The sequence below is a fragment of the Spirosoma sp. SC4-14 genome (genome assembly GCF_037201965.1).
In the GTDB taxonomy this organism is placed as follows: Bacteria; Bacteroidota; Bacteroidia; order Cytophagales; family Spirosomataceae; genus Spirosoma.
On sequence record NZ_CP147518.1, the window covers coordinates 3230420 to 3256078 of the forward strand.

Consider the following 25659-nt stretch of genomic DNA (forward strand, 5'->3'; position numbering starts at 1 on the left):
TTTTCTTGTGCTTTGATTCGGGTTTTGTTTTCCCATGATTGTCCGGGTATTTAGGTGTATCATGGTTAGTCGTTGCGGCTTAACCACAGGGCAACAGTAACCTTTGTTATTTTTTAGTGACTCGTTGCTTCCTTCAGACGAATACAGAAAAAGAGCGCCATTCGTCTGGCTCCAGTCACCACTTAACCGAATCTTTTTTGCTGGCAGCCTATTCGTGTGTAGGTTTGATCTACCCTATAGTCAGCATTAGCCTAAACTGACAATTTTTATATATGAATATTCTCGAAACCCATCACATTGTTAAGCAGTATGCCGAGCATCGTGCTCTTGATGATGTAAGTCTAACCGTTCCTCAAGGGTGTATCTTTGGTCTGCTGGGGCCAAACGGAGCCGGAAAAACATCACTTATTCGCATCATCAATCAAATTACGGCCCCCGATGCGGGTGAAGTTATACTTGGTGGCGAACGGCTCAAGCCCGATCATATCCAGCGCATTGGCTATCTGCCCGAAGAACGCGGCCTGTATAAGAAAATGAAGGTAGGGGAGCAACTGCTCTATCTGGCGCAACTGAAAGGCCTGAGCGAAAAAGAAGCTATGGAAAAGCTGAAAATCTGGTTCGTAAAGTTCGATATTAAAGCCTGGTGGAATAAGCAAATTCAGGACCTTTCTAAGGGGATGCAGCAAAAGGTACAGTTTGTGGCTACGGTGATGCACGAACCCGATCTGATTATTCTCGATGAACCGTTTTCCGGGTTCGACCCCATCAACGCCAATCTGATTAAAGACGAAATTCTGGAACTGCGCGATAAGGGTAAAACCATTATTTTCTCCACGCACCGCATGGAGTCGGTTGAGGAACTATGCGATAACATTGCACTCATTAACCGTTCGCGGAAAGTACTCGATGGGCCAAAGCGAGCCATTAAGGATCAATTCAAAACAAATACATACCACGTCGAATATCAGGGCGAATTGGGAGAACTGCCTGCTGCATTCTCAGTCTTGAAAACTCAGCCAGTTGAGGATGAATTTTTGCGGACCGATATTCAGATCCCGCCCGATGCAGCCGTTAACGATCTGATCAGACTCTTACTCGACCGGGTGGCAGTTCGGGCATTTGGCGAGAATATTCCAAGTATGAATGAGATTTTTATCCAGGCAGTTGGAGAAGTAAATGATTGAATTACGGTCTGCCGTGCGGTTGAATAATTGAATAACCCAAACATGGAAAATTCAACCGCAACTCAATCATTCAACAATTCATCAATTCAATCATTAATCGTATGCAAACAATTTTTCTAATCATAAAACGGGAGTATCTGACGCGAGTACGGAAACGGTCGTTTCTGATCATGACCATTTTGGGCCCGATGCTGATTTTTGCTTTCTATGCCATTATCGGCTGGGCAGCCGTTAGTTCGATCGATCAGAAAAAAGTGGCGGTTGTCGATGAGAGTAAACGATTCGTCAACAAGTTCAAGAACGACGACGAAACGTCATTTTCCTATTCAAAACAACCTTTGGCCGTAGCCAAAAAAGAGTTTGTCAAACAGGGATACGATGCGCTGGTATTTATCCCGAAAAATGTAATCGAAGAACCCAAAACCGTACAGATTTTTGCGCAGAAAAGCGTTAGTCTGGCCTTGCAGAGTAATATTGAACGGGCTATCTCGAAAGAGATCGAGACAATTAAATTAGAAAAGGCCGGGATTACCCAGAAAGTGATTGAAGACGCCAAGGTCAATGTCGATGCACAAACCATTAACCTGAGCGAAGGGGGCGAAAAGAGTAGCAATGCCATTGCGATGACCATTATTGGCTATTTCTGCGCCTTCCTGATTTATATCTCCGTGTTTATCTATGGAACCCAGGTGATGCGGGGCGTTATGGAAGAAAAAACAAACCGGATTGTCGAGGTTATTATTTCGTCGGTAAAACCCTTCCAGCTAATGCTGGGCAAAATCCTGGGTGTTGCGCTGGTGGGCCTGACGCAGTTTATGCTGTGGATTTTGCTTACCATTGGGCTATTTACAGTGGGCGGCACATTGGTAGGAGATAAGGTTGAGCGGGGTCGACAGGCGATGCAAAATTCAAGTGCAGTAGCCTCACCCGACCAGGTTGCTAAAACCGACAAGGCTAAAAACGGTGCCGTGGCCAGCGTACTGAAAGCCGTAGAAACGCTTAATATTCCGTTGATTGTAGCGAGTTTTCTCTTTTACTTTTTGGGCGGTTATCTGCTCTACAGTGCTCTGTTCGGGGCAATTGGAGCCGCCGTCGATAACGAGACGGAGACGCAGCAATTTATGTTTCCAATCACTATTCCCATTATTGGTGCTATTGCGGTAGCCCAGTTCGTTATCAAAGATCCCGATGGTGCCCTGGCTTTCTGGACATCGATGATTCCGTTTACATCGCCAGTTGTGATGATGGTTCGGATTCCGTTTGGCGTACCTGCCTGGGAATTGATTCTGTCGATGGTGCTGCTGGTTTTGGGCTTTATGGGGACCACCTGGCTGGCAGCTCGTATCTACCGCGTTGGCATTCTGATGTATGGTAAAAAAGTGACCTACAAAGAACTCTCGAAATGGGTGTTTTATAAGGCATGATTCGGTTTATGGTTTACGGTAGCGCTGCCTGTTAGCCTACATCCTTCCTGGGCGGAGCAACCATAAACTACAAACCAATCTCTACTCACGCAGCGCTACCGTAAACCAAATACCATAAACTCGTTTCTCCGCTTGCTTTCTGTTTCTAACCTCACCAAAGCCTATGCTGGCCGGACGGTTCTGACAATACCTATGTTAGAGCTTCCGGCTGGTTTTCATTATTTCAGGGGCGGCAATGGGTCAGGAAAAACAACCTTTTTTCGGACGGTTGCGGGCCTTTTGCCGTTTTTTGGACAAATTATTCTCGACAATCAGTATGAAATCAATCGCGATTCGGTTGCGTATCGAATGCGGGTAAATTATGCCGAAGCTGAACCGGTTTATCCTGATTTCCTGACAGCCCGCGATTTGACGGGTTTTGTTGGCAAAGCCAAACAGGCCCCGGCTGGCCAAATTGATGCATTGGCTGAACTTCTGGGCGTCGATAAATTCTGGACGCAGCCGACCGGTACGTTTTCGAGTGGTATGCTTAAAAAATTATCGTTGCTATTAGCATTGTTAGGAAAGCCCCGACTGGTGCTCCTCGATGAGCCTCTAACAACACTGGATGTGACTACTGCCGCCCGGCTGTTTGAGTTTATACAACAGCTTAATACCGCCGGGCAGGTGTCGTTCTGGTTAACTTCACATCAGGATGTTGCCCTGACGGGATTACCGATTGCCAGCACCTGGCAGGTTGGCAATGGAGAAATTGTACCCGCAACCTGACCGCATATGCTCACTGTACTGAATCGGATTTTTGTTACGTCTTTTTACGTACAGAATGCCGGTACATTTCTGGTCGTATTTCTGCTTGCTTTTGGCTTTTTGCGGGCTAACGAACACGAAGCACTCATTACGGCGGCAATCGGAAACCCCTTTCTATTAGCTATTGTATTTGGACTCTGGACATTATACCTGCTGAAAACCATAGCGTTTGTGGGGCAGCAACTGGCTGCTCCCGAACATCTGTTTATAAGAACGTTCTGGCTCATTCCTTCACCAAAGCGTTGGGCCATGTGGTTTGTCATACAGATTAGCTTATTGATGCCAATTATTGGCTATGGAGGCTGGATGATAAAAATTGCGGCTTCCTATCAACAATGGCTGGCGCTGGTGGCTATCCTGCTGTTTATTGGCATACTTGTATTTGTTGGGGCATTATTCGCCAATTACCGATTAAAACACCCCGGTTCTGAATCCATTCGTTTATTCCGGTTATCGGTGCAACTACCTTATGAACTGTTTTTTCCGACCTACTGGCTCCGACACGAACCCCTGTCGCTAGTATTGACCAAAGCATTTTCGGGCTTAATACTGGCCGGTGTTTGCCGATTATATCCAACGGACGATTACGATGAACGACTACTGTTAATTGGCCTATTGCTGGCTGTACTGGCGCATTCGCAGGTAGGTGGGCAGATTAGCCATTTTGAGCGTCGGTACTTGTTGCTGCTGCCTAATATGCCATTTTCCGGGCTACAGCGCCTGGGCCGGTATGCACTGACATTCGCAGTCATCTGGCTCCCGGAACTGCTTATTTTGCTGCGTAACTGTCCGGCCGACATTCGACTCGATTATGTAGCGTGGCTATGGCTGACAGGGTGGGGCTGGATTTTGCTAATGCATAGCCTTGCCTACGGTTATGAAGTGCTGCCCGAACGCTGGCTGTCGGGGGTTGTGGCCGGATTTGTTATCGGCCTCATTATTATCATGTTTGGATTGCCCGCAATGGCATGGTTACTGATTGGCTGGATTGGAGCTGTTGCAGTTTGGTTACGTAGTCAACGCAAAGTAGGAACCCACTATTGATACCGTAGCGCTCTTATTTTCTGGCTGTTATCTGGTCCATAATCGAATTGGCCCGCGCTCCTGTCTGGCCCGTACTGGGGCTTTTACCAATACCCCGAAGTTCGTCGACGATCATTTCAAGTAAGGGTTGCTGAATATGATCCGGGAAAGGAATTGTCACTTCTTCGATGCCTGTTTCGGTTTCAATTTTGATCCGGTAATTTTCGAAATAGGAGAAAGTAATTTTGCCTTTGGAGCCAATAAATTGCGTTTCGTCGATGCGTTGTTCCCGATTCACCGTATAGCACCAGCTACCTGTTCCGAGTATGCCCGATTCGAACTCAAATGTTGCCACTACAATATCATCAGCCTGATATAAACCAGCCTGATTTCTGGCTATCCCATTGGCCTCTTTTAGCGGTCCAAATACATATTCGAGGAAATCGAACTGATGTGACGCCAGATCATGGAAGTGTCCGCCCCCCGAAATTTCGGGAAAAACCCGCCATCGGGGCAGAGGGTTTTCACCCACTTCTTCTGCATACGGTTGCCAGTTCAACTGAACCCGTATGTACCGAATATCACCAATTGCTTTTTGGTCGACCAGGTCCTTGATTTTCAGGAAATAAGGCAAAGCGCGTCGATAATAGGCCACAAAGAGCGGAACCCCCGTTTCCTGGCTTACCTGATTCATGGATTCGCACTCGGCGGCATTTCGGGCCATTGGCTTTTCTACATAAACAGGTTTTCCTGCCCGCATTGCCCGGATCGCATAGTCAGCGTGACTATCTGGAGGTGTAGCTACATAAATCGCGTTCACATCAGGATCATTGATCAGTTCGTCAGCATCTGTATACCACTTTGGAACATTGTGCCGGCGGGCATAATCGGCTGCTTTTTCGGGGTCCCGGCGCATAACCGCTACCAGTGTCGAATGAGGAATTCTATTAAATGCGGGTCCGCTTTTTACTTCCGTTACGTCTCCGCAACCAATGATACCCCAATTCAACTGGTCCATATAACTAATCCTGATCTTTTTCCTGGTTCTACTTGCTGAATGTAAAAGCAGATGTATACAGAATCTATCTGTTTTCTGCCCACATCTGCTCTATTTTTTCAACTATAATCAACGGGTTTCCTAGCTTTTTTTCTTACTGGCAACGGCCTGTTTCTCCGAAATGGCCGAAATGGCCGTAACCAGCCGATCCAGATCTTTAGGCGAATGATAAACGTGGGGAGTAACCCGAACTCCGTGAAAATGCTCCCAATCAATTGTTGTTGTATGGATTTTGTATTTGTTCATCAACTGCCCGTCTACCTCGCTGGCTTTCATCCCATCGATCGAAAATAGAGCAACCGCTCCGGCAAATTCGGGTTTGAGCGATGTGTGAAGTTTCACTCCTGGCAGGTCTTTAACGCGCTCCATCCAATAGTTTTTGAGGTAATGGGCGCGGGCAAACTTACGGGCAGAACCAATGCTATTATGAAAATCAACCGCCGTTCCGATCGCCATTTCCGACGCAAATGATCGGGTTCCTAAACTCTCGAATTTGCGAATATCGGGCCCATCCGGTTCATTGTTCGAGAGGAGTGCCCATACGTTTTTAATTTTAGGCTGGCGGATATACAACATGCCACTCCCGAATGGCGCACAGAGCCACTTATGAAGGCTCGTAGCATAATAATCAGCTCCCAGATCAGGAATTTTGAAGTCAAACAGCGCAAATGAGTGGGCGCCATCGGCAATTACCTCAATACCCCGTTTGTGGGCTTCATCGGCAATCTTACGTACTGGCAGCACCTGGCCTACCCAGTTAACCAGGTGAGTAACATGCACGACTTTGGTTTTAGACGTGAAGGCTTTCACAAATGTATCGACAAGTACGTCGTCGTTTTCGCTCGGCAAATCCAGGTCCAGAAACACTAATTTGATACCATCCCGCTTTTCGCGCTGTTTCCAGGCGTTCAGCATGTTTGGGTAATCTTGTTTTGTCAATACAATTTCGTCCCCAGCCTTTAAGTTGAGGCCGAAAATAACCGTATTCAGTCCTTCGGTAGCATTTCGGTTGATGGCTATTTCTTCGGGCGAGCAGCCTCCCAGGTCGGCCAGTTTCGCACGCAACGATTCGCGCCCCTGGTCCAGAATGCGCCACATGTAGTATGATGGGGCCTCATTACAATATTGATAGAATCGGATGTGAGCGTCCTGAACCACTTTCGGCTGTGGGCACACCCCGCCATTGTTCAGGTTGAGTATGGTAGGGGAAACGGTATATTCTGATTTCACCCACGCCCAGAAATCTTCATCCTGAGCCCATTCTGTAGCCGATTTCTGTCCCATGTCGGCCGAGGGAATCGATTTGGCAAAGGCTTCGGGTAAAAAAGAAGGTAACGTGAGCGCACCAGTGGCAGCAACTGCGGTCTGTCGGAAGAAAGTTCTGCGGGATGACATGATAGCTTATGTTCTGAGGATGAACGATATATGGTAAAACTACGGTTTTTTAGTTTAAACCAATTAATGGCTAGGCCAAAAAGGCTGGTATCTATTGAATATTTGGCAAAAATACCGCTATGCCTAATGGTAAGCCCTGGTATCCTCGATCTATAACGGCAAAACAACCGCTGGTTGTAGTCTCAGGTTTTATAAAAGTAATTCGGCCTTACTTGCTTATCGTAAACTGGTCCTGAATCGAGCCGTCGCCCGCAATCATGGTAGCCGACAGTTTGTTGCCTTCAATCTCGATGTACATAGACCCTCCCACGCCATCATAGGAGACCTCCATTGCGTTATGTGGCCATTGCGCCGTGCCGGTTTTTACGTGACCCCCCCCCGCTCCGCCATCGCCATTAACCACATAGATCGTACCTTCGTTGACAGCCGCTTTGCGATTTTTTACAAAATGACTTTCTGATTTTCCTGGCTGACTGGCTGGTTTACTGGCACTATTGGCCGTATGGGTGCTGGCGTCGAATGTAAGTTCATCGCCATAATGCCCTTTCAGCAAACCCGACCGTTCGTAAACGTGGCTATGACCGCCCATTACCAGATCGACCTTGTATTGCTCCAGCACCGGAAGCAGATTCATCCGGACATCCCGAAGCTGTTTTTCTTTGTCTGAATCGTGCGTGCCTTTCGTGTAGGGCGGATGGTGCCAATATGCAATGATCCAGGTGATTTTAGGATTAGTTTGAGCGGCTGCCAGATCCTGTTTCAACCACGCCAGTTGTGGACTGCCTTCACCAAACCGCACGTTGGAAGCTTTGTAGGTGCTGTCGTCATAACGGTCCGAATCGAGGCTAACAAAATGGATATTACCGTAATTGAACGAATAGTAGGATTCGCTTCCCGACGGCACACCACCCGCTTCGCCCTTAGTTGGATGCGATACTACCTGATAATACGGAATGTCGAGGCTAACCCGCAGGTCGTTGTTGCCCGCATAGTCATGGTTGCCGGGTGTAGCAAAAATGGGCGTTTGTTTCATAAACCGATCGCCCGCATAACCCGTATCGGCGCTAAACACATTATGCTGGTATTCGGCATCCTGCCCCCGATTATAGGCATTGTCGCCGAGCCAGAGCCATAGGTCAATGTAAGGGTCACCAATACCTTTTACGTATTCTTTAAACGCGTTTTTTACGTTGAACTGCCGGGCCGAATGATTACCAAAATCGCCCAGCGACCAGATCCGGGTTTTCTTGGCAGTGCCTTCGGTTGGAAAGGTATAAAAGAAATTGTCGTTGTTTCCCTGTAGGGTTACATCGGCAGTTCCAATGGAATAGAAATACTGCGTATTCGGTTTCAGACCCGACACGGTTATTTCATGATCGGTGGTAGCGCTGGGTTCGCTGGTTGTTTTAGAGAGCTTACTGCCCGATGTGCCATAGCGCACCACGCCGGTTGAGGGCGTGCTCGTTCGCCAGCGGACTGTGATGCTGGTTGGCGTCGCTCTTTGTAGATAGGGCCCACGCACGAGCTCTCCACCCGACTGAGCATTAGCCCGTAGCATTGGCAGGTTAATCAGGCAGCATAGAAGAAACAGATACCAAACAGAGGATGAGTACCGCATGAAAAAAGAGGAAGTTTTTGATAGGCAAAGCTACCAGGATGATTCCGGAATACTATTACCAAACTGTAAACAAATGACCAGCTATTGTTTTACTTACTATGACCCGAAAAGGACTATGGAGAGAGCCGTTTTCCTATTGTTTTTCCCAATAATCCCAGGCTGCTCGGGCAATACGGGCAATTACGGCTTCGCGGGTTTTGGTATCGGTTCTGGCGTCGGATACAAACACGGCAATGGCGATGTGTTTGCCGTTGGGCAATGTAATGAGCCCAATGTCATTAGTAGCGGCCGTAACGCCATCGATGGTCCAGGACGTACCCGTTTTGTGGGCGACTACGGTGCCTTTCGGTAATTGCCCTTTCAGTCGGTTGAGACCCGTTTCGGTTTCGGTCATAATTCGGAGCAAAAAGGTCCGGCTGGCTGGCGAAAGTCCTTTTCCTTGCTGTAAGAGCCGCAATAGCGCAACGGCCTCGTTGGGTTTAGCCCAGTTTCTGTACTGAACGGCATTGTCGCTGCCGATTTCGCGTTCGGTATTCTTAACGATGATGTTACGAATACCCAGGCTTTTCAGATAGGCCATAATTGGCGTTGAGCCTCCGGCAAGGTTCATAAGAATATCGCTGGCCGATCCGTCGCTTTCTGAAACGGCATATCGCAGCAGTTCGGAAAGGCTCAGTGAGGAACCATTCGGAAATTTATCCCGAATGGGACTGTGCTGCCGTTCTGAAATATAATCGGCTTTAGTAAACGGAACGCGCTGGTTAAGGGCCAATTTCTTCTGATCGACGAGGTGTAAAACAGCCATGGCTATTGGCATTTTGTAGACACTCTGCATCGGAAACTGCTCATTGCCTTTCAAACTGACCGATTCACCGGTTTCGACCAGCATGGCGGCTACCCCTACCTTTCCCTGGGCATCGCTGGCGATTTGAGCAATCTGGCTTTCTAATTTCTGAATAGAATGTTGGTCAGATTGGCCGAATACGAGGGTAAAACTAAAGAGAAGAATTGGTAGAGGAATCTTGACCATAATGAGCAATTATTTTTACTGTGAAATTAGGTAATATATAGTTTATGATTGGATATATAATTGTATAATTAACTGTTTTTTTGTGATGATAAACTGTTTTTTGTGATGAGAAAAGGCTATTTGTTAGCTCTGTGGCTTTTGTTGCCAGGCGTTTTCTCCTGTCGAAAAGCTGAAATAGTAGAAACTGATCCGCAAATTCTGAACGCGTCAATTACAGGCGATCCGGCTACAACGACAGCAATAGATCAGGCGGCTGGTACAATTACCATTGCTCCTTTTACCTATCAGACTGGTCGTTTAAGAAGTAAATTTTCTGTAATTACGTTTCAGACAACTCCTAATTCCATTGTGGCGCCAGTGGATATGCGAACGATAGATTTGCTCTATTCGCCGGAAGGAAAGTCGCAGGCAATTACAATTGATGTCATCAATTACAATAATAGTGATCCTATCCGGCTATTTGCGCGATTAAAAGGGCAGACAAAACAAAAAGAATACAAACTATTGCTTCAGGCGGATGGGGCGCTGCGATTTGAATCGGGGGGAACAACAGTTGATACGATCAGGATCAATCTAAAGTACTACCAAGACTACGTGGTTTTTTTGCCTGTTAGTAACTTATACGATGGGCACCCTGGCGGGTTTAAAATCTTTGCTACCAAAGAGGGGAGTACTACGCCAATCGAGCTTCAATTAAATACGGATGACCGAAGTCAGGATGAAGTAGGTTTCTATTTTAATAAACAGACAACGCCACCCGGAATATATAGTATTGAATTGTTAAAAGGTGATGGGCAACGGGCTATCGCCCCTACCCGAATTTGGGTAGACAATACGTAAGGCAAGCAACCATTGCCGAAGAGAACACACAACACCATGAAAACAGCTATAACAGCACTTATCTCTCTATTGGTATCGGCCTGTGTTACCCCCGAAACTAACATTAATCCGAACAATACGACGACAGATAAATCAATACCTTCATCGTCTGAATCCGAAAAAACAGACGTTGTACCATTGGGGCCGGTAGCGCAAATCACGGAGTATTTTGTCAATATAGATCCGGAGAAAACCGTTACACTGAACGGAACGTCGGTCGGTTTGCGGTGGCGGCTCAAAAATGATTATAGCTACGACGAACTAAACCGACTGATCCAGCAGAAAACAACGCTCTGGAATACGAACTATTGGGAACAGCTTTCCTATCGATACACACCCGATCTGGTTCAGCGATATCAGAATGCCGATAGCAAAGATCTTGTTAACGTACTGCTGCTGAACGAAAAAGGATTCCTGAAAGGAAATCAGGAGCCTGATGAGTATGTATATGATGCGGATGGATTTCTAATCAGCTATAAAGGCAACGGGCAGCAGGATACCTACACAGTGAAAGATGGTAATGTAATTGCGCGTGAAACGGTCTTTGATTCGGGTATGATTCAGCGAAATACGTACGAATACAACCTGACTAAGCCCAGCGTTCCGTCGCCGTTGACTTTTCTTGGACAGCACAGCCGGAATTTGCTCGTCAAACAGACATTGGTAGTAACCTCAGCTACATTACTGGATGCGCAGACTACTATTTTTCGGTATTACTACGATAACGATTCGCAGGGGCGGCCAATTCGCGAGTATGTGGTGCCCAACGGTGTGTCGGAACCCGGTAGCGTTCGGGAGTTTGTGTATCGGTAACTAAACGAGTGCCAATAAAAAAGGAGCGAAAGGCTCCTTTTTTATTGGTATATGGGCACTTAAGGAAACTTGGGAAACTTGCTGAAGTCGGGTTTTCGCTTTTCCAGAAAGGCATCCTTTCCTTCTTTGGCTTCTTCTGAAAGGTAATAGAGCAGTGTGGCATCGCCCGCCAACTGCTGAATTCCGGCCTGGCCGTCGAGTTCGGCATTGAAGGAAGCTTTGAGCATACGAAGAGCAATTGGGCTTTTTTCCAGCATTTTACGGCACCACACAATGGTCGTTTCTTCGAGTTCATCGAGCGGTACTACTTTGTTAACCAACCCCATGTCCAGCGCTTCCTGTGCGTCATACTGATCGCACAGATACCAGATTTCGCGGGCTTTTTTCTGGCCAACGATCCGGGCGAGGTATGAAGCGCCAAAACCGCCATCGAAACTGCCTACTTTAGGACCGGTTTGGCCAAACCGTGCGTTGTCGGCGGCTATAGTCAGGTCGCATACAACGTGTAGCACATGCCCGCCCCCAATGGCATAGCCTGCCACCATAGCAACTACAGGCTTGGGAATTCGCCGGATTTGCATTTGCAGATCAAGCACATTCAGGCGGGGAACTTTATCTTCGCCAATATAACCGCCGTGTCCACGAACCGACTGGTCGCCACCGCTACAGAACGCTTCACCACCTTCGCCGGTCAGAATAACAACCCCAACGCGCTCGTCCTGCCGGGCAATTTCCATCGCTTCCGACATTTCTTTCACCGTCTGGGGCGTAAAGGCGTTTCGTTTGTGCGGGCGATTGATGCTGATTTTGGCAATCCCGTCGTAATAGCTGAAAATAATTTCCTGGTATTCTTTTATGGTCTCCCAGGGGTAGTTACTTGTCATAGAATAAAAGTGAAAGAGTGAAAGAGCGAAAGAGTGAAAGAGCGAATATCGGCAATCGCTCTTTCACTCTTTCGCTCTTTCACTCATTATAAGATACTTCATGATACTGCACATCCCAGGTATGATCGGCCATCATTCGAACGGTGGCCAGGCAGCGTTCGAACGGAAATTTACGACCCCATTCGTTGGGTGCCACCATCGAAAGGAGGTCAGTGCCGTTTTTGCGCTGATAGAAATAATAGGTATGGCCTACAATGGGTTCAAAATTCATATGGGCTGCGTAGATTCGTTCCGAAATTTCGACCCGATTGCGGATAGCCGTAGCCTGCTCGGCCAGTAGCTGCATTTGCCGGTAAAGCTGGCTTAGTTGCAAATCTGTCTGTTCGCGCATGGCAGCAACGGCCCGGCCGGTAATTTTACCTTTGTCTTCGGGGCGAATAACAGCTCCTCCTGCCGTGTGTGCATACGCCAGAAGTCCCGGAGCTTCGGCAACTTTGTCAGGAGAAATGGGATTGACAATTACTTTTGCTTCTTCCATACTAGATGGGTAACCGCCCGGCGAACCTGTTGGTTCGCTGTCGTTGAATGACAAAAAAAACAGATCTTTACATCGGAAAACCGATCATGTTTGCAAAAATACAACGAACCACATGGAAAACACCTTACCGACAATGGACCGGCACGAGTTTTTTCGATTAGTTGGCACAAGTATCGGCGCTATTTTGCTGACACGGTGCAGTGCCGCCTGTGGGCAGGGTGATACCGTCGATACGTTGGTTCAGCCCGAACCGCCAATTGACTTTTTGATCAACCTGAACGATCGGTCGAATGTAAACCTGAAGGTGAAAGGCGGTTATGTCGTAATCAATAACATCATTGTTGCCCAGACAAAGGAAGGGAAATATCTGGCCGTTTCGTCGAAGTGTACGCACCAGAGTAATGTGGCATTGGTCTATAAAGCCACCGAAAATCAGTTTTATTGCCCACTTCATCTGTCGCGGTTCGACGCCATCGGCAATGTGGTGGCAGGGCCTGCCACCAAAGCATTAACGCAATATTCAGTAAATGATCTGGCGAATGGTACGCTACGGGTGCATACGTAGGTGGTATTGATGCTATGGCGTATGCGTTATAGTTGCTCCGCTCATCAGCATATATCCACCTCATGCAGCGCAACCGTAAACCATGGTACCAAACAGTCTAATGATCTTAAATCCTTCATTTCCAGATTTATGGCCAGTTCCGTCGACACCCTATGAAGCCGAAGCGCTGGCTTTTTGTCAGGCGTGGCAACGTGGTAAGGCTACGTTTGTGCTTCAGACATCAGGCTCTACCGGTACGCCCAAATCCATTATACTGACGCGCAGCCAGATGCAGGCCAGTGCTCAACTCACCGCCAATACACTAGGCTTACGAGCAGGCGATAAGGCTTTGGTTTGCCTGAATATCCGTTATGTTGCCGGAATAATGATGCTGGTTCGGGGGCTGGAAATTGGTATGGAAATGACTATTGTCGAGCCATCGGGCAATCCACTGACGGCATTTGACCCTGCCGATACACACTTTGAGTTTATGGCTGTTGTGCCTTTGCAACTACAGTCGATTCTGGAGAACACTCCCGAAAAGGTGCCTATTCTCTCTGGCATGAAAGCCATTCTGGTAGGAGGGGCGGCTACCAGCCCGGCGCTGGAGCAGGCATTACAGGTAATTAACGCCCCCGTTTTTTCAACCTACGGCATGACCGAGACAGTATCGCATATTGCCTTGCGACGGCTGAATGGGCCAGGCCGAAGCGATGCATTCAGGGCATTGGATGGTGTTGTGCTGGGTACCGATGAGCGGGGATGTCTGACGATTTTGGCGGCTGCTACCAATTTTGAGTTGATCCAGACAAACGATGTCGTAGAGCTACTGGACACGGACAATCCCCAACGATTTCGGTTACTGGGCCGGGCCGACACCGTCATAAACAGTGGTGGGGTGAAAGTTCAGCCCGAGCAGGTCGAGCAGATTGTGCAGCAAACACTGGCGCAACAATTGGCTCCTCAATCGGTTCCCCGGTTGTTTATTGCAGGCATCCCCGATGAGCGGTTAGGTCAGAAAGTAGTTCTGGTGATTGAGCAAAAAACAATTCCGGAGAGCCAGTTTGAAACGGTTCGGATGGCCGTTGGGAAAGCGCTTGGGGCTTATGCCGCACCAAAGCAGATGCTGGTAGTGAATGCATTTGCCGAAACGCCAACCGGCAAAATTGACCGCAATACCACAATGGCACAAATCCGTTAACTTTGGGCGCAGTTGCCCCGATCATAAGATGTATGTCGTTTAATCAGCTTCAAATTCGTTTTCAGACCGCCCGGTCGTTACCAGCACCCTATGCTTATTTTTATACGTTACGACTAAAGCCTCTTGGGGGCAATGGTGTTCAGGTCGATCTGGCTATAACCTATCCTGATCGTGACGATATTGACGATGATGAACTGATTGCGGAAGGCTACACCCGCGACGATGATTTTCAATGGGCCGGGCAATTGCCTAAGCCCTGGTTGCAGGCTATTGACGAACTGGTGGCGAAAACAGCAGTTGAACCATTGAATGAAGATGGTCTGGACGAGGATGACGAATTTTGGGAGATTGCACTCGAAAGTAAGCCACTAGGGCTGAGGAAAGGGCAGCCTGCCAATTCGGATAGCTGGCAATACCTGACCCAGGAACTCATTCAGGCGGCTTATGAAGCCATTGGTCGCGAACGACCTTTTGAACTGATCTATCTTGACACTTCGGCGAAACAGGGTGAGCTGGAACTCCATTTGGTAGCCTCGTTCGCAGATCGGACGGTTCGGGTAACTACGGTGCAGAACCGGCACGAACAAACCCGAACATTGCCATGGGCAACGCTCCAGCAAACAATGGCGGAGGTATATAATCATGATTACGATCCAGACGAAGCGCTGCAAAAACGCCCACGACGAGATGGGCAGTGGCTTAATTTAGGTAGCGAAGAGTGGTATAACATTACCGAATTCCCTGCGCTATCGAGGCTGTTTCAAAAACTGTCCAGATAAGCCATAGAGTACTATGAAGAGAAGAATAGCGTTAGCCATATCGAATCGGGAACAGTAAAAACGTAATTTCCGGGCGATTTTCCGCTGAACAGGAGCAGGCTCCTTATCTACCGAAAAATTCTATCCCGGAAATTACGTTGCTGAAATCTATTACAATACTGTGTTAAACACTTCGCCCCTGAATCAGGCGAAGGATGATAGCGATGACGGCAATAACGAGCAATACGTGGATTAAACCACCCATTCCAAAACTGTTAAAGCCTAAAAAGCCCAGCAACCAGATAATAATTAACACCACAGCGATGGTGTACAGCAGATTTCCCATGATAAAGAAGCTTAAGTTTAGTTGAGTAATTAGTACATGAACTAAACTTCGTTCCACCGGAAGTGATTAAAAACCTGAGCAAGCGGTACATTGAAAACATACTGGCTTTAGGCGATACTTGGTTTTTAATATTCAGATAATGAGTAAGTTGTGCCGTATGGTGGATATCAGAAGACCTGAGTTTTACCCGTTCGATAAGGAGCAAGTTGCAGCGAGTCGGTGGGTAGTTCAGTAATCAGGTAGTCGATTTGTTGCAGATCGGCTACTTTCATTCGCATCACGCTGTTCATTTTCTCCGATATGGCCAGAACGGCCACTTTCTGGGCCGCCCGAATCATGGCTTTTTTAGCCTGAACCGTCTCCCAGTCCGAATCGGTAAGCCCTTCTTTGGGGTCGATTGCATTTGTGCCCATAATGCACAGATCGACTTTCAACTCTGACAATCGCTGGTAAACTTCGCCACCTACACTCATCTGGCTATAGCGCGAAATCTGGCCACCGATCATAATAATCTCCAGATTGGGTTTGTCGAGCAGTTCAACGGCCGTCAATGGATTCACCGTAATAAACGTCGCTTTGAGGTCGGCAGGAATCATTTTTATAAACTCCCGGATGGTGGTGCCACCACCCATCAGAATTAGCATACCGTCGTGGAGGAGGGTTAGAGCTTTCTCGGCAATTGCAATTTTGCTCTGATGGGCATACGTTTCCTGCAATTGCGACGAGTGATGATAGGCCTTTGACATGGCGCCCCCCCGAATTTTAATCAACTTTCCTTCATCCGATAAGTCGTTGATGTCGCGTCGAACGGTATCTTCCGAAACGTTGAGTACGGCAGCCAGGTCTGTCAGGCTCATTCGTGTATGAAGGCTTACCTGCTTTATAATCAATTCTTTACGCTCGTCTTTTAAAAAGGCAATTGACATAGAGGGATACAGAGATCGGTTATTCGACGTAAAAGCAAAAATAGAGCTAAATCTTACCCATTTACAGCATTTATCCGGACTGGTCGAAAAAAAAGCGCAATCTATCCTGGGTGAATTTGCATAATTTTCATTATTGCTATATAAAACATAGGTAAAACGTACTTTTTGCATACAAAGACGCTATTTCATGCAAAAAGGTAAAATTTTATTTGTAATAAATTCTTTATCTCCACTATATTGCGCAAAATTTGCAGATAAACTTTGCAAAAATTGCAGACAAAAGTCTCTTTTCCCGTTTTTTAACCTCTCTAGTCTAAACGTAAAGTGGCATCTCTATGAACTACACGCTACTACCCTGGCAGGCTCGCTGGAGCACGCTTTTAACGGTACTGCTGCTGTTGAGTGCGTCCGCGCTGGCGCAGTCAATTTCTGGCAAAGTGACCAATGCGGCCGATGGTGCGCTGCTACCCGGTGTTACAATTGTTGAGAAAGGATCAACCAAAGGCACCGTAACCGATGGCGAAGGCAAGTATACGCTCCGGTTGTCGAAACCAGATGCAACGGTAATTTTCTCCTATATTGGTTTTGTTGCCCAGGAGGTGAATGCCGCTGGCCGTTCGGTTGTTGATGTTTCGCTGAAAGAAGACGCCACGCAACTGGGTGAAGTTGTTGTGACGGCACTAGGTATCGCCAAAGACAAAAAAGCACTGGCCTATGCCGTAACGGAAGTAAAAGGCTCCGAATTTACGCAGGCACGCGAAAACAACGTAGCCAACGCACTGTCGGGAAAAATTGCCGGTGTTAACGCAACAGGACTATCGACCGGGCCGGGTGGTTCGAGTCGGATTGTTATTCGGGGAAATGGATCGCTGACGGGCGATAACCAGCCACTGTATGTGATCAATGGGATGCCCATCGATAACACAGTGCCCGGTGGAAGCGCAACAACCAATGGGGGGCAGGGTAACGTAGACCGTGGTGACGGTATTGCCGGAATTAACCCCGATGATATTGAGTCGATCAGTGTGCTGAAAGGAGGAACGGCGGCTGCTCTGTATGGGTCGCGGGCAGCCAATGGAGTTATTCTGATTACTACCAAAAAAGGCAAAGCACAACGGGGTGTCGGGGTGGAATTCAACTCGACCTTTACGATGGAAAATGCCGCGGTGTTTCCCGATTGGCAGTATGAATACGGTCAGGGCGATGGAGCGGCCAAACCAACAACACAGGCGCAGGGAATTGCCTGGGGGCGTCGGTCGTGGGGCGCTAAAATTGACGGTTCAGATTTTGTGGCGGCCGATGGGAAAACCCATCCCTATGTAGCCCAGAAAAACAACATCAAGAATTTCTACCAAACCGGTAAAACATTCACGAATACGCTGGCATTTACGGGTGGTAATGAGAAAGTTAACTATCGGTTCTCATTGGCCGATCTGGATGCTAAAGGGATTCTGCCTACCAACACCTACAACCGTAAAACGGGGAATCTGAACCTCAGCGGAGCGTTTGGCGAACGGGTTTCTATTGAAGCACTGGCCCAGTATACGCTGGAAACCGGACACAACAAAACTGGTGCGGGCGATGCTCTTGGAAATCCGAACTGGACACCCTATATGATTGGGAACACCTCCGATATTCGGTGGTTGAGCCCCGGCTACGATGCCAATGGCAATGAGATAGCCTGGAATGATGCCGATATTGCCTCCAATAGCTATTTCGTCGTGAATAAATATAAGCAGGACGATAGCAAGAATCGATTCATTGGTCAGGTAGGAATGACCTATAAAATCCTGAAAAACCTGTCTGTAAAGGGAACGGTTAGCCGGGATTTTTACAACTACAACTATAAATACATTCTGCCAACAGGCACCCGTTATATCCCGAATGGGCAATTTACGCAATTGAAAACCGACGTGAGCGAAACCAATATGATGCTCACGGCAAACTACAATGTAACCGTTGGGCATTTTGGGTTGTCGGCGCTGGCCGGGATGAACCGTCGGGATTTCCGCTACAACCAGCTAACCACCTCGGGGCAGACATTTATTATTCCGTATTTCTACAGTTCTACCAACCTTGCTACCGTAAGCACGGTGCCGTTGAACCAGCAAACCCGAACAAACTCGGCATTCGGGTCGGTCGATCTTGATTATAAAGGCGTTGCCTTTCTGACCATGACTGGTCGTCAGGATTGGTTCTCAACGCTAAGTCCGAAGAATAATACCATTTTCTACCCATCCGTTGGAGGAAGCTTCGTGCTGTCGCAGGCGCTTCAATTGCCTCGCGTAATCGATTATGCAAAGGTGCGTGCATCGTGGGCGCAGGTAGGGGGCGCAACTCCCGATCCGTACGTAATCAATCTAACCTATTCGATGGTGCCCAGTTCGGGGCAGCCGCTCCAGAACGTAACCAGCAATGCCATTACGAATGCTGGTCTGAAACCACTAACCTCTACCACGTTTGAAGTGGGTGTTGATCTTCAGTTTTTTAACAAGAAACTTGGTCTGGATCTGACCTACTACAATCGTGCCACCACCAACGATATTGTACAGACCAGCATATCGCCCACGTCGGGTTATAATTCGGTGTATCTGAACGTAGGTAAACTCAACAACCGGGGAGTTGAAGCGCTGGTGACGCTCAATCCGGTCAGAACATCAAACTTTGGCTGGAACGTAAGTTATAACGTAGCCTACAACGACAGTAAAGTACTGAAGCTGGCCGATGGCATCAACTCCATGCAGATGGCCACCTCGGTGGGGAACTGGGCCTACATTAACTCCATTGAGGGACGACCATACGGAACCATCGTCGGTACAACCCGCGTTCGCGATGCCAACGGCAACATCGTATATGATCCAACAACGGGTTTTGCCGTGAAATCGCCACTTCAGGAGCTTGGGCGGGGTGTTCCTCCACTAACGATGGGCCTGACCAACGAATTTCATTACAAAAACTTCTCGCTCAATATCCTGCTCGATGGTAAGTTCGGCAACAAGGTCTTCTCGGTAATGGAGGTGTATGCCAACCGGATGGGTAAACTGAAGCGGACGCTGGACGGTCGCGAAAATGGTCTTACCGTAACGGGCGTAACGGCCAAAGGCGATGCGTATACCAACACCATTGCCAAAGAAAATCTGCGGAACTATTACGACAACGATAAAAACTACACCGATCTGTTTTTGCACGATGGTAGTTTCGTGAAGCTGCGCCAGGTTATTTTCAGTTACAACATTCCGGTTAGCACGCTTAAAGTTGTGCGGATCCAATCGGCAACCATTTCGTTTGTGTCGCGTAATCTGCTGACACTGTATAAGCAAACCGACAATTTCGATCCAGAGCAGAGCTTCACCAACAGCTCAAACCAGGGTTTCGAATCGTTAGGATTGCCCCGCACCAGAAGTTATGGTCTGAACCTCATCGTAAAATTCTAAAAGACAGCCATGAAAAACCGTTTCAAACTAATTACCTATTGTCTGGCGGCTCTTTGTACGCTACAGAGTTGCGATAAAGGCCTAGAAGAAATAAACAGTAACCCCGATGCCTCCAGCACCATCAGCCCCGATTTTGTATTCACCAAGGCGCAGTATGATGCCGTTGGCAACATAATTACGGGCTTGCAGGGAACCATGCAGTATACGACCAGCTACAACGATGTAGCCAGTTGGGGTTCCAAATACATTTTCAACCAGGGCACCGCTCCCTATACCGTGTTTAGTAACGCGTACCCCAACGAGATCAACGAAATAGGCGAAGTGATTCGGGGGCTGGAAAAAGATCCGGCGCTGGTAAATAAACTGGCTATTGCTAAAATATGGCGGGTCTATGCGTTTTCGAAAATAACCGATCTCTACGGCGATATTCCGTATTCGCAGGCTGCACTGGGCTACACGCAGAGTTTGTTTAAACCAGCGTATGATCCGCAGAAAGACATCTACGCCGATTTGCTGGGCGAGCTGGAAAAAGCCATTGCGTTGTTCGATGCTACAAAATCGACCTTTGGTGCTGCGGATTTAATTTATGCTGGCGACATTACCCGCTGGAAAAAATTCGCCTATTCGCTCATGCTTCGGATGGGAATGCGGATGACGAAACCCGACATTGCCCTGGCCGAAACCTGGGTCAAGAAAGCGATTGCCGGGAGTTTGATTGAAGACGATGCCGACATTGCTAAAATTACCTATATGGCGTCGGGGCAGGTTGTTAACCAGAATCCATTGGCCTACTGGATGCTGAACAGCGACTATCTGAAAGCCGATGGGATCAGCAATCCGGAAGGTGGAAAATATTACGACACCTTCATTAACTACCTGAAAAAAACCAATGATCCCCGGTTACCGGTACTGTCGGTAGTATATGTAAATGGCAAACCCAGCACCGATGTACGTATTCAGAAAGGAATGGCCGCCAACATTCCCAATACAAAGCCTGCTGATTTTGTGACCTATTCGGAGCCAAACCAGAACACCATTCTGAAACTGAATTCGCCCATGCTGGTGCTAACCAATGCGGAAGTGAATTTCTATCTGGCCGAAGCAGCCCTCCGCGGCTGGTATACAGCAAAGCCAGCCGCTACTTTATATGATCTGGGACTGAAGGCGGCAATGCGTCAGTGGTCGTTGTACGGATCTGATGGCGTAATTGCGCAGGCCACTATTGATGCATACGCTACGGCCAATGCGCTGGTAACGACCAATACGTTCGAGAAACAACTGGAGCAGCTTTACACCCAGTTTTGGGTGTCTATTTTCCCCAATTCGCAGGAGGTATTCTTAAACTGGCGTCGCACGGGCTATCCGGCGCTGGTTCCTAACAATTATGTCGGGAACATTACCGGTGGGCAAATTTTCAGGCGCATGCTTTACCCCGCCACTGAAGAAAACCTGAATAAAGAGAATTATAACAGTGCCGTATCGCGGCAGGGCGATAATACGTTCCTGACCCGTATGTGGCTGGATAAATAGTTAGTCAGTAGCCAATTGTTATGGGTATATTCTAATGACCGTTGGCTACTGACAGAAATATAGAACTACCGGTTTAGGTAGCCTAACGGTCGACAATTTGGTGTAGTAGTGAGCAAAGGAGATTCAAGAGTTTAATACCTTTTCTCATGGATGTGATTGGCTGGGCCGCCCTTGTGCCCAGTCAATTTTTCCTCAGGAACGGCCTGTTCCTGAAGGCAGAAAACACCATCTAAACGCTCTGATTGAATGCGAAATATAGTAACGATCTTATTGACTCTGTTTTGCTTTGGAAAGCTGTCTGCACAGAGCAGACTCATTCCCGAACCTGTAACCTACCGTCGGACATCGGGCGAATTTCGATTGGGTAACCAGATCGGAATCGCGCCGGGTGCCGGGGTGTCGGGCGACCTTATTGCGCTGGCTCAGGTACAATTTCGGGCCTGTACGGGTGTATCGTTGGTTGTTGCGAAAACAAAACCGGCTCTTTCGCTTCAGATTGATCCGCACCAGGTTGCTCAGCCAGAGGGCTATCAGCTACTGATTCAGCCACAGAAAATTATACTGACTGGTCACGATGAAGCCGGATTGTTTTATGGTTTGCAATCCCTTACCCAACTAATTGTACCAGCAAAAACAAAGACTGTTCCGGCCTGTGTAATTACCGATTATCCTCGATTTTCGTATCGGGGGATGCATCTCGATGTGAGTCGCCACCTGTTTCCGGTAGCTTTTATCAAAAAATACATCGACCTGCTTGCTCTCTACAAATTCAATACCTTTCACTGGCATCTGACCGACGATCAGGGCTGGCGTATCGAAATCAAACGCTTTCCTGCGCTACAGCAAACGGCAGCTTACCGGTCTGAGACGCTTATTGGGCATAAAAAAGAATTGCCGCACCGTTTCGATGGTAAGAGGTACGGTGGATACTACTCACAGGCTGAAATTAAAGAGATTGTGCAGTATGCAGCCCGGCGGCATATCACAATCATTCCGGAAATTGAGATGCCGGGCCATGCGCTGGCGGCACTAAGCGCTTTCCCGAAACTAGGCTGCCTGAAACCCGACGGCAAACCGGGAGGTCCGTATCAGGCGGCTACGTTCTGGGGCGTGTTCGACGATGTGTATTGCGCCGGAAACGATAGCACATTTGCCTTTCTGGAAGGCGTTCTCGACGAAGTGGTCGAGCTGTTCCCTTCAACATACATCCATATCGGCGGTGACGAATGCCCTAAAACGCGCTGGAAAACCTGTGCCCGGTGTCAGGCCCGGATTCGGGACGAACACCTGAACGACGAACATGAACTTCAGCGCTATTTTATTCGCCGGATCGAAAAACACCTGAATAAAAAGGGGCGTCAGGTGATCGGATGGGATGAAATTCTGGAAGGTGGCCTGACAGAAGGCGCTACCGTGATGAGCTGGCGGGGAGTTGACGGTGGCATTGAAGCCATTCGGCAGAAACATTCGGCCATCATGACGCCCGAAAGCCACGTTTATTTCGATTATTACCAGTCACTTTATCCCGAAGAACCATTGGCTGCGGCAGGCTATACACCCCTGAGCAAAGTTTATGCCTACGAACCGATACCGGCTGAAATTAGCTCCGAAGAAGCTGTTTACCTGAAAGGTGTTCAGGGTAATGCCTGGAGTGAATACATGCCAACTCCCGAAAAAGCCGAGTATATGATTTTTCCCAGAGCACTGGCAGTTGCCGAAATCGCCTGGAGCCCCCAAAACAAGCGAAATTACCCGGATTTTCTTCGACGGCTGCGGCAGCACGACTCCCTATTGAAACAACTCGACGTTCATTATGCCAACCGCTTCGATGAGCTCACCGATAGCGTAATCGTGAACCCGAACGGAACCTTGCACTTGGCTCTGTCGACTACGTTGCCCAACGCAACGATTCGTTATACAACCAATGGATCGACACCTGCACTAACAAGTCTTACCTATTCTAATCCAATTCTTATTTCGCAGAGCTGTACTATAAAAGCGGCTATTTTTCTGAAAGGCAAACAGCAGGGACGTGTGTTTCAGCAACCCTTAATTATCAGTAAATCAACCGGAAGGCCGGTTTTGCTTTCGTCCGAGCCAATGGGTGGTTATCGACCAGCCAGTCCATTGATTGCCGTAAATGGAGTTTTAGGCACAAACCGCTATAACACTGGCGAGTGGTTGGGCTGGCAGGGGAAAGACGTCGACATACAGATTGATTTACAGCGCCCGCAGTCGGTTTCGAGCATTGGTACACAGATACTCAACTACCACTGGCAGCGAATGTGGGCGCCAGATACGATTCAGTTTGCGGTGTCGGTCGATGGTAAAACATTTCAGGAAGTGTATCGGCAAACACAGTTTCCGGTCAATGGAATCAATCCTGTAGTGGGCAAATTTGCTCCCGTTCAGGCACGATACATCCGAATCCGGGCCACCAGCAAAGGAACCATACCACCAAATGAATACGGAGCAGGAGGCAAAGCATGGCTACTGCTCGATGAATTAATAGTGGATTAAGTGGTTGATATTCTGAGTATTAACTTAGTAGATTGCCGGGCCTAAATGTCAATGAGCTATGCAGATTATCAGAATTTTTACGTTCCTCTTTTTTTGCCTGTCTACTACCAGCCTACTGGCGCAGATTGGTGCCAATCATAACAAACCGCAGCGGGAAGAGTGGCTGAAAGATGCCGGTTTCGGGATGTTCATTCACTGGAATGTGGATACGCAGCTTGGTATAGTGATTAGTCATTCGCTGGTTGGGGCATCGCCAGATTATGTCGAACGCTATTTCAATGAATTGCCTAAAACCTTCAATCCGAAAGACTGGGACCCCGAGCGCCTGGTGATGCTGGCCAGAAATGCAGGCATGAAATACATCATGTTTACCACCAAGCACCACGCAGGCTTCTGTATGTGGGATACCAAAACCAATGATTTTGGGGTGATGAACACACCCTACAAAAAAGATATAGTACGGCAATATGTGGATGCCTGCCGAAAATGGGGTTTAGCTGTAGGATTCTATTACTCGCCGGAAGATTTTTCATTTGCCTACCGCAATGGCATGAAAGACATCACGCGCGACAACCATTGGGAAAAAGCAAAGCCTTTTCAGGCAAAATACAGGCAATTTGTAGAAGCGCAGTGTACCGAACTCATGACCAACTATGGCCCTGTCGATCTGTTTTTCATCGATAGTGATGTGTTGCGCGAAGAGGTAAAAGCGGTTATCTGGAAATACCAGCCCAACTGCCTAATCACCCGTGGGGTGCTGGAAACGCCTGAGCAATACCTGCCGGGCGAAACATTGACAACTGCCTGGGAAAGCTGCATGACAATGGGCACAGCCTGGAACTACAAACCTACCAACGATCACTATAAATCGGCGACCGAACTAATCAATTTCCTGATTGAATCGCGGGCAAAGGGCGGCTCGTACCTACTAAACATTGGCCCAACGCAGTGGGGTAGCCTTAACGAAGGGCAGCAGGGACGGCTGATGGAGATCGGTGCCTGGCATTTTATCAATCAGGAAGCTGTTCATAACGTTCGGCCGTGGATTGTTCGGAACGAAGGCGACATCTGGTTCACGAAGCAGAAAGACGAAAATACAGTATATGCTTACCTGACCAATCTGTCTGACTGGCCGCGGGGCGAACGACGGACATTTTTGCTCAAATCCATTAAAACAACGGCTTCTACGGAGGTGAGTGTGTTGGGGCAAACCGGAAATATTGTCGAATACCAGCCTGCCAATGATGGACGGGCTCGTTTTGAGCAAACACCGGAGGGCTTACAGATTTCGGTTGTTCGGGCGCAGCGGATTTATAATAACCACAAGTGGCCAAATCCCATTGTGGTAAAACTTAAAAACGTTGACGCAGCGCTGGAACCAGCCCATTTTCGAACCGTAAAAGCCGAAAAAACACCTGCCGGAAATTTGAAACTCACCGCAACTGTCGACAAACTGGGGAGTGGAAAAAACTACCGGTTAGGATTCGAGTACCGACCGGTTCAGAGTTCGCTCAATGAAGAATTTAATCAGCAATGGACCGAATCCGATAGCTACCCGATCTCTCAACCGGGCCAGCAAACCCTGGAAATCGTTCGTCGTACGATCCAGTCGTACGACGAAATCGAGTACCGGGCTGTTCTCTACCAGGACGGTCTGAAAATAGATGGTAATACGCAGAAAATCAGCAAACTACGGCTTGATTAGGAAATTGGTCATTGGATAATAGTCATTAGTACGGCATTTAAGG

General features: G+C 48.0%; 21 protein-coding genes. 13 read left to right on the forward strand and 8 right to left on the reverse strand.

Annotation, left to right across the window (positions count from 1 at the left end):
* Positions 1-272 precede the first annotated feature (272 nt).
* The 4 genes from WBJ53_RS12995 (at position 273) to WBJ53_RS13010 (ending at position 4459) form a co-directional block, all read left to right on the forward strand.
* Positions 273-1184: an ATP-binding cassette domain-containing protein gene (locus WBJ53_RS12995; protein ID WP_338876560.1), complete on the forward strand. Its 912-nt coding sequence runs from the start codon at positions 273-275 to the stop codon at positions 1182-1184.
* A 101-nt stretch (positions 1185-1285) separates the two neighbouring features.
* Positions 1286-2608, forward strand: a complete 1323-nt coding sequence (locus tag WBJ53_RS13000) for an ABC transporter permease (protein WP_338876561.1) — start codon at positions 1286-1288, stop codon at positions 2606-2608.
* Between the two features lie 132 nt (positions 2609-2740).
* Positions 2741-3376, forward strand: coding sequence for an ATP-binding cassette domain-containing protein (locus WBJ53_RS13005; RefSeq protein ID WP_338876562.1), 636 nt, complete (start codon positions 2741-2743; stop codon positions 3374-3376).
* Positions 3377-3382: 6 nt separating this feature from the next.
* Positions 3383-4459 (forward strand): hypothetical protein, encoded by a 1077-nt coding sequence (locus WBJ53_RS13010; RefSeq protein WP_338876563.1) that lies wholly within the window; start codon positions 3383-3385, stop codon positions 4457-4459.
* A 13-nt stretch (positions 4460-4472) separates the two neighbouring features.
* Here WBJ53_RS13010 and WBJ53_RS13015 read toward each other — a convergent pair whose 3' ends face one another.
* The 4 genes from WBJ53_RS13015 to bla all read right to left on the reverse strand — a co-directional run bounded on the left by WBJ53_RS13015 (position 4473) and on the right by bla (position 9538).
* Positions 4473-5456: a Gfo/Idh/MocA family oxidoreductase gene (locus WBJ53_RS13015; RefSeq protein ID WP_338876564.1), complete on the reverse strand. Its 984-nt coding sequence runs from the start codon at positions 5454-5456 to the stop codon at positions 4473-4475.
* Between the two features lie 120 nt (positions 5457-5576).
* Entirely contained in the window at positions 5577-6890 is a 1314-nt protein-coding gene (locus tag WBJ53_RS13020) for an aminotransferase class V-fold PLP-dependent enzyme (RefSeq protein ID WP_338876565.1), read from the reverse strand.
* Between the two features lie 208 nt (positions 6891-7098).
* On the reverse strand, positions 7099-8508 hold the full coding sequence (locus WBJ53_RS13025; protein WP_338876566.1) for a metallophosphoesterase family protein: 1410 nt from the start codon (positions 8506-8508) through the stop codon (positions 7099-7101).
* 133 nt (positions 8509-8641) lie between these two features.
* Complete coding sequence (bla, locus tag WBJ53_RS13030; RefSeq protein ID WP_338876567.1) at positions 8642-9538, reverse strand: class A beta-lactamase, subclass A2; 897 nt, start codon at positions 9536-9538, stop codon at positions 8642-8644.
* 105 nt (positions 9539-9643) lie between these two features.
* Between bla and WBJ53_RS13035 the strand changes: the two genes are divergently transcribed.
* Together WBJ53_RS13035 and WBJ53_RS13040 are read left to right on the forward strand one after the other, a co-directional pair.
* Complete coding sequence (locus WBJ53_RS13035; protein WP_338876568.1) at positions 9644-10378, forward strand: hypothetical protein; 735 nt, start codon at positions 9644-9646, stop codon at positions 10376-10378.
* 36 nt (positions 10379-10414) lie between these two features.
* The gene (locus WBJ53_RS13040) at positions 10415-11230 is read left to right on the forward strand and encodes a hypothetical protein (protein WP_338876569.1); all 816 of its coding nucleotides are present in this window, start codon (positions 10415-10417) and stop codon (positions 11228-11230) included.
* 59 nt (positions 11231-11289) lie between these two features.
* On the opposite strand, the gene menB is transcribed toward WBJ53_RS13040, so the two are convergent.
* Together menB and WBJ53_RS13050 are read right to left on the reverse strand one after the other, a co-directional pair.
* Complete coding sequence (gene menB / locus WBJ53_RS13045; protein ID WP_338876571.1) at positions 11290-12114, reverse strand: 1,4-dihydroxy-2-naphthoyl-CoA synthase; 825 nt, start codon at positions 12112-12114, stop codon at positions 11290-11292.
* A 79-nt stretch (positions 12115-12193) separates the two neighbouring features.
* Positions 12194-12652 carry a DUF2452 domain-containing protein gene (locus WBJ53_RS13050; RefSeq protein ID WP_338876572.1) on the reverse strand — a complete coding sequence of 153 codons (459 nt, stop codon included), beginning with the start codon at positions 12650-12652 and terminating at the stop codon, positions 12194-12196.
* Between the two features lie 112 nt (positions 12653-12764).
* Here WBJ53_RS13050 and WBJ53_RS13055 point away from each other — a divergent pair, with 112 nt between their 5' ends.
* From WBJ53_RS13055 to WBJ53_RS13065, 3 genes are all read left to right on the forward strand, one after another.
* Entirely contained in the window at positions 12765-13217 is a 453-nt protein-coding gene (locus WBJ53_RS13055) for a Rieske (2Fe-2S) protein (RefSeq protein WP_338876573.1), read from the forward strand.
* Between the two features lie 100 nt (positions 13218-13317).
* A complete protein-coding gene (locus WBJ53_RS13060) occupies positions 13318-14397 on the forward strand; it encodes an AMP-binding protein (RefSeq protein WP_338876574.1) in 1080 nt (359 codons plus the stop codon).
* Positions 14398-14429: 32 nt separating this feature from the next.
* The gene (locus tag WBJ53_RS13065; RefSeq protein WP_338876575.1) at positions 14430-15176 is read left to right on the forward strand and encodes a hypothetical protein; all 747 of its coding nucleotides are present in this window, start codon (positions 14430-14432) and stop codon (positions 15174-15176) included.
* Between the two features lie 163 nt (positions 15177-15339).
* Here WBJ53_RS13065 and WBJ53_RS13070 read toward each other — a convergent pair whose 3' ends face one another.
* Both WBJ53_RS13070 and WBJ53_RS13075 read right to left on the reverse strand, forming a co-directional pair.
* Positions 15340-15501 carry a lmo0937 family membrane protein gene (locus WBJ53_RS13070; protein WP_338876576.1) on the reverse strand — a complete coding sequence of 54 codons (162 nt, stop codon included), beginning with the start codon at positions 15499-15501 and terminating at the stop codon, positions 15340-15342.
* A gap of 167 nt (positions 15502-15668) precedes the next feature.
* Positions 15669-16427: a DeoR/GlpR family DNA-binding transcription regulator gene (locus WBJ53_RS13075; protein WP_338876577.1), complete on the reverse strand. Its 759-nt coding sequence runs from the start codon at positions 16425-16427 to the stop codon at positions 15669-15671.
* 335 nt (positions 16428-16762) lie between these two features.
* On the opposite strand from WBJ53_RS13075, the gene WBJ53_RS13080 reads away from it, so the two are divergent.
* From WBJ53_RS13080 to WBJ53_RS13095, 4 genes are all read left to right on the forward strand, one after another.
* Positions 16763-19861 carry a SusC/RagA family TonB-linked outer membrane protein gene (locus WBJ53_RS13080; protein ID WP_338876578.1) on the forward strand — a complete coding sequence of 1033 codons (3099 nt, stop codon included), beginning with the start codon at positions 16763-16765 and terminating at the stop codon, positions 19859-19861.
* 9 nt (positions 19862-19870) lie between these two features.
* Complete coding sequence (locus WBJ53_RS13085) at positions 19871-21391, forward strand: SusD/RagB family nutrient-binding outer membrane lipoprotein (RefSeq protein WP_338876579.1); 1521 nt, start codon at positions 19871-19873, stop codon at positions 21389-21391.
* Positions 21392-21637: 246 nt separating this feature from the next.
* A complete protein-coding gene (locus WBJ53_RS13090) occupies positions 21638-23911 on the forward strand; it encodes a family 20 glycosylhydrolase (protein ID WP_338876580.1) in 2274 nt (757 codons plus the stop codon).
* 58 nt (positions 23912-23969) lie between these two features.
* Entirely contained in the window at positions 23970-25616 is a 1647-nt protein-coding gene (locus WBJ53_RS13095) for an alpha-L-fucosidase (RefSeq protein ID WP_338876581.1), read from the forward strand.
* Positions 25617-25659 lie beyond the last annotated feature (43 nt).

What these genes read in the sequence shown, in the direction of transcription:
- WBJ53_RS13015 (WP_338876564.1), bottom strand. Translation starts at nt 5,456, where the DNA reads ATGGACCAGTTGAATTGGGGTATCATTGGTTGCGGAGACGTAACGGAA.
- WBJ53_RS12995 (WP_338876560.1), top strand. Translation starts at nt 273, where the DNA reads ATGAATATTCTCGAAACCCATCACATTGTTAAGCAGTATGCCGAGCAT.
- WBJ53_RS13020 (WP_338876565.1), bottom strand. Translation starts at nt 6,890, where the DNA reads ATGTCATCCCGCAGAACTTTCTTCCGACAGACCGCAGTTGCTGCCACT.
- WBJ53_RS13010 (WP_338876563.1), top strand. Translation starts at nt 3,383, where the DNA reads ATGCTCACTGTACTGAATCGGATTTTTGTTACGTCTTTTTACGTACAG.
- WBJ53_RS13090 (WP_338876580.1), top strand. Translation starts at nt 21,638, where the DNA reads ATGCGAAATATAGTAACGATCTTATTGACTCTGTTTTGCTTTGGAAAG.
- WBJ53_RS13085 (WP_338876579.1), top strand. Translation starts at nt 19,871, where the DNA reads ATGAAAAACCGTTTCAAACTAATTACCTATTGTCTGGCGGCTCTTTGT.
- WBJ53_RS13070 (WP_338876576.1), bottom strand. Translation starts at nt 15,501, where the DNA reads ATGGGAAATCTGCTGTACACCATCGCTGTGGTGTTAATTATTATCTGG.
- WBJ53_RS13060 (WP_338876574.1), top strand. Translation starts at nt 13,318, where the DNA reads ATGATCTTAAATCCTTCATTTCCAGATTTATGGCCAGTTCCGTCGACA.
- WBJ53_RS13065 (WP_338876575.1), top strand. Translation starts at nt 14,430, where the DNA reads ATGTCGTTTAATCAGCTTCAAATTCGTTTTCAGACCGCCCGGTCGTTA.
- WBJ53_RS13035 (WP_338876568.1), top strand. Translation starts at nt 9,644, where the DNA reads ATGAGAAAAGGCTATTTGTTAGCTCTGTGGCTTTTGTTGCCAGGCGTT.
- WBJ53_RS13000 (WP_338876561.1), top strand. Translation starts at nt 1,286, where the DNA reads ATGCAAACAATTTTTCTAATCATAAAACGGGAGTATCTGACGCGAGTA.
- WBJ53_RS13080 (WP_338876578.1), top strand. Translation starts at nt 16,763, where the DNA reads ATGAACTACACGCTACTACCCTGGCAGGCTCGCTGGAGCACGCTTTTA.
- WBJ53_RS13075 (WP_338876577.1), bottom strand. Translation starts at nt 16,427, where the DNA reads ATGTCAATTGCCTTTTTAAAAGACGAGCGTAAAGAATTGATTATAAAG.
- WBJ53_RS13040 (WP_338876569.1), top strand. Translation starts at nt 10,415, where the DNA reads ATGAAAACAGCTATAACAGCACTTATCTCTCTATTGGTATCGGCCTGT.
- menB (WP_338876571.1), bottom strand. Translation starts at nt 12,114, where the DNA reads ATGACAAGTAACTACCCCTGGGAGACCATAAAAGAATACCAGGAAATT.
- WBJ53_RS13095 (WP_338876581.1), top strand. Translation starts at nt 23,970, where the DNA reads ATGCAGATTATCAGAATTTTTACGTTCCTCTTTTTTTGCCTGTCTACT.
- WBJ53_RS13050 (WP_338876572.1), bottom strand. Translation starts at nt 12,652, where the DNA reads ATGGAAGAAGCAAAAGTAATTGTCAATCCCATTTCTCCTGACAAAGTT.
- WBJ53_RS13025 (WP_338876566.1), bottom strand. Translation starts at nt 8,508, where the DNA reads ATGCGGTACTCATCCTCTGTTTGGTATCTGTTTCTTCTATGCTGCCTG.
- WBJ53_RS13055 (WP_338876573.1), top strand. Translation starts at nt 12,765, where the DNA reads ATGGAAAACACCTTACCGACAATGGACCGGCACGAGTTTTTTCGATTA.
- bla (WP_338876567.1), bottom strand. Translation starts at nt 9,538, where the DNA reads ATGGTCAAGATTCCTCTACCAATTCTTCTCTTTAGTTTTACCCTCGTA.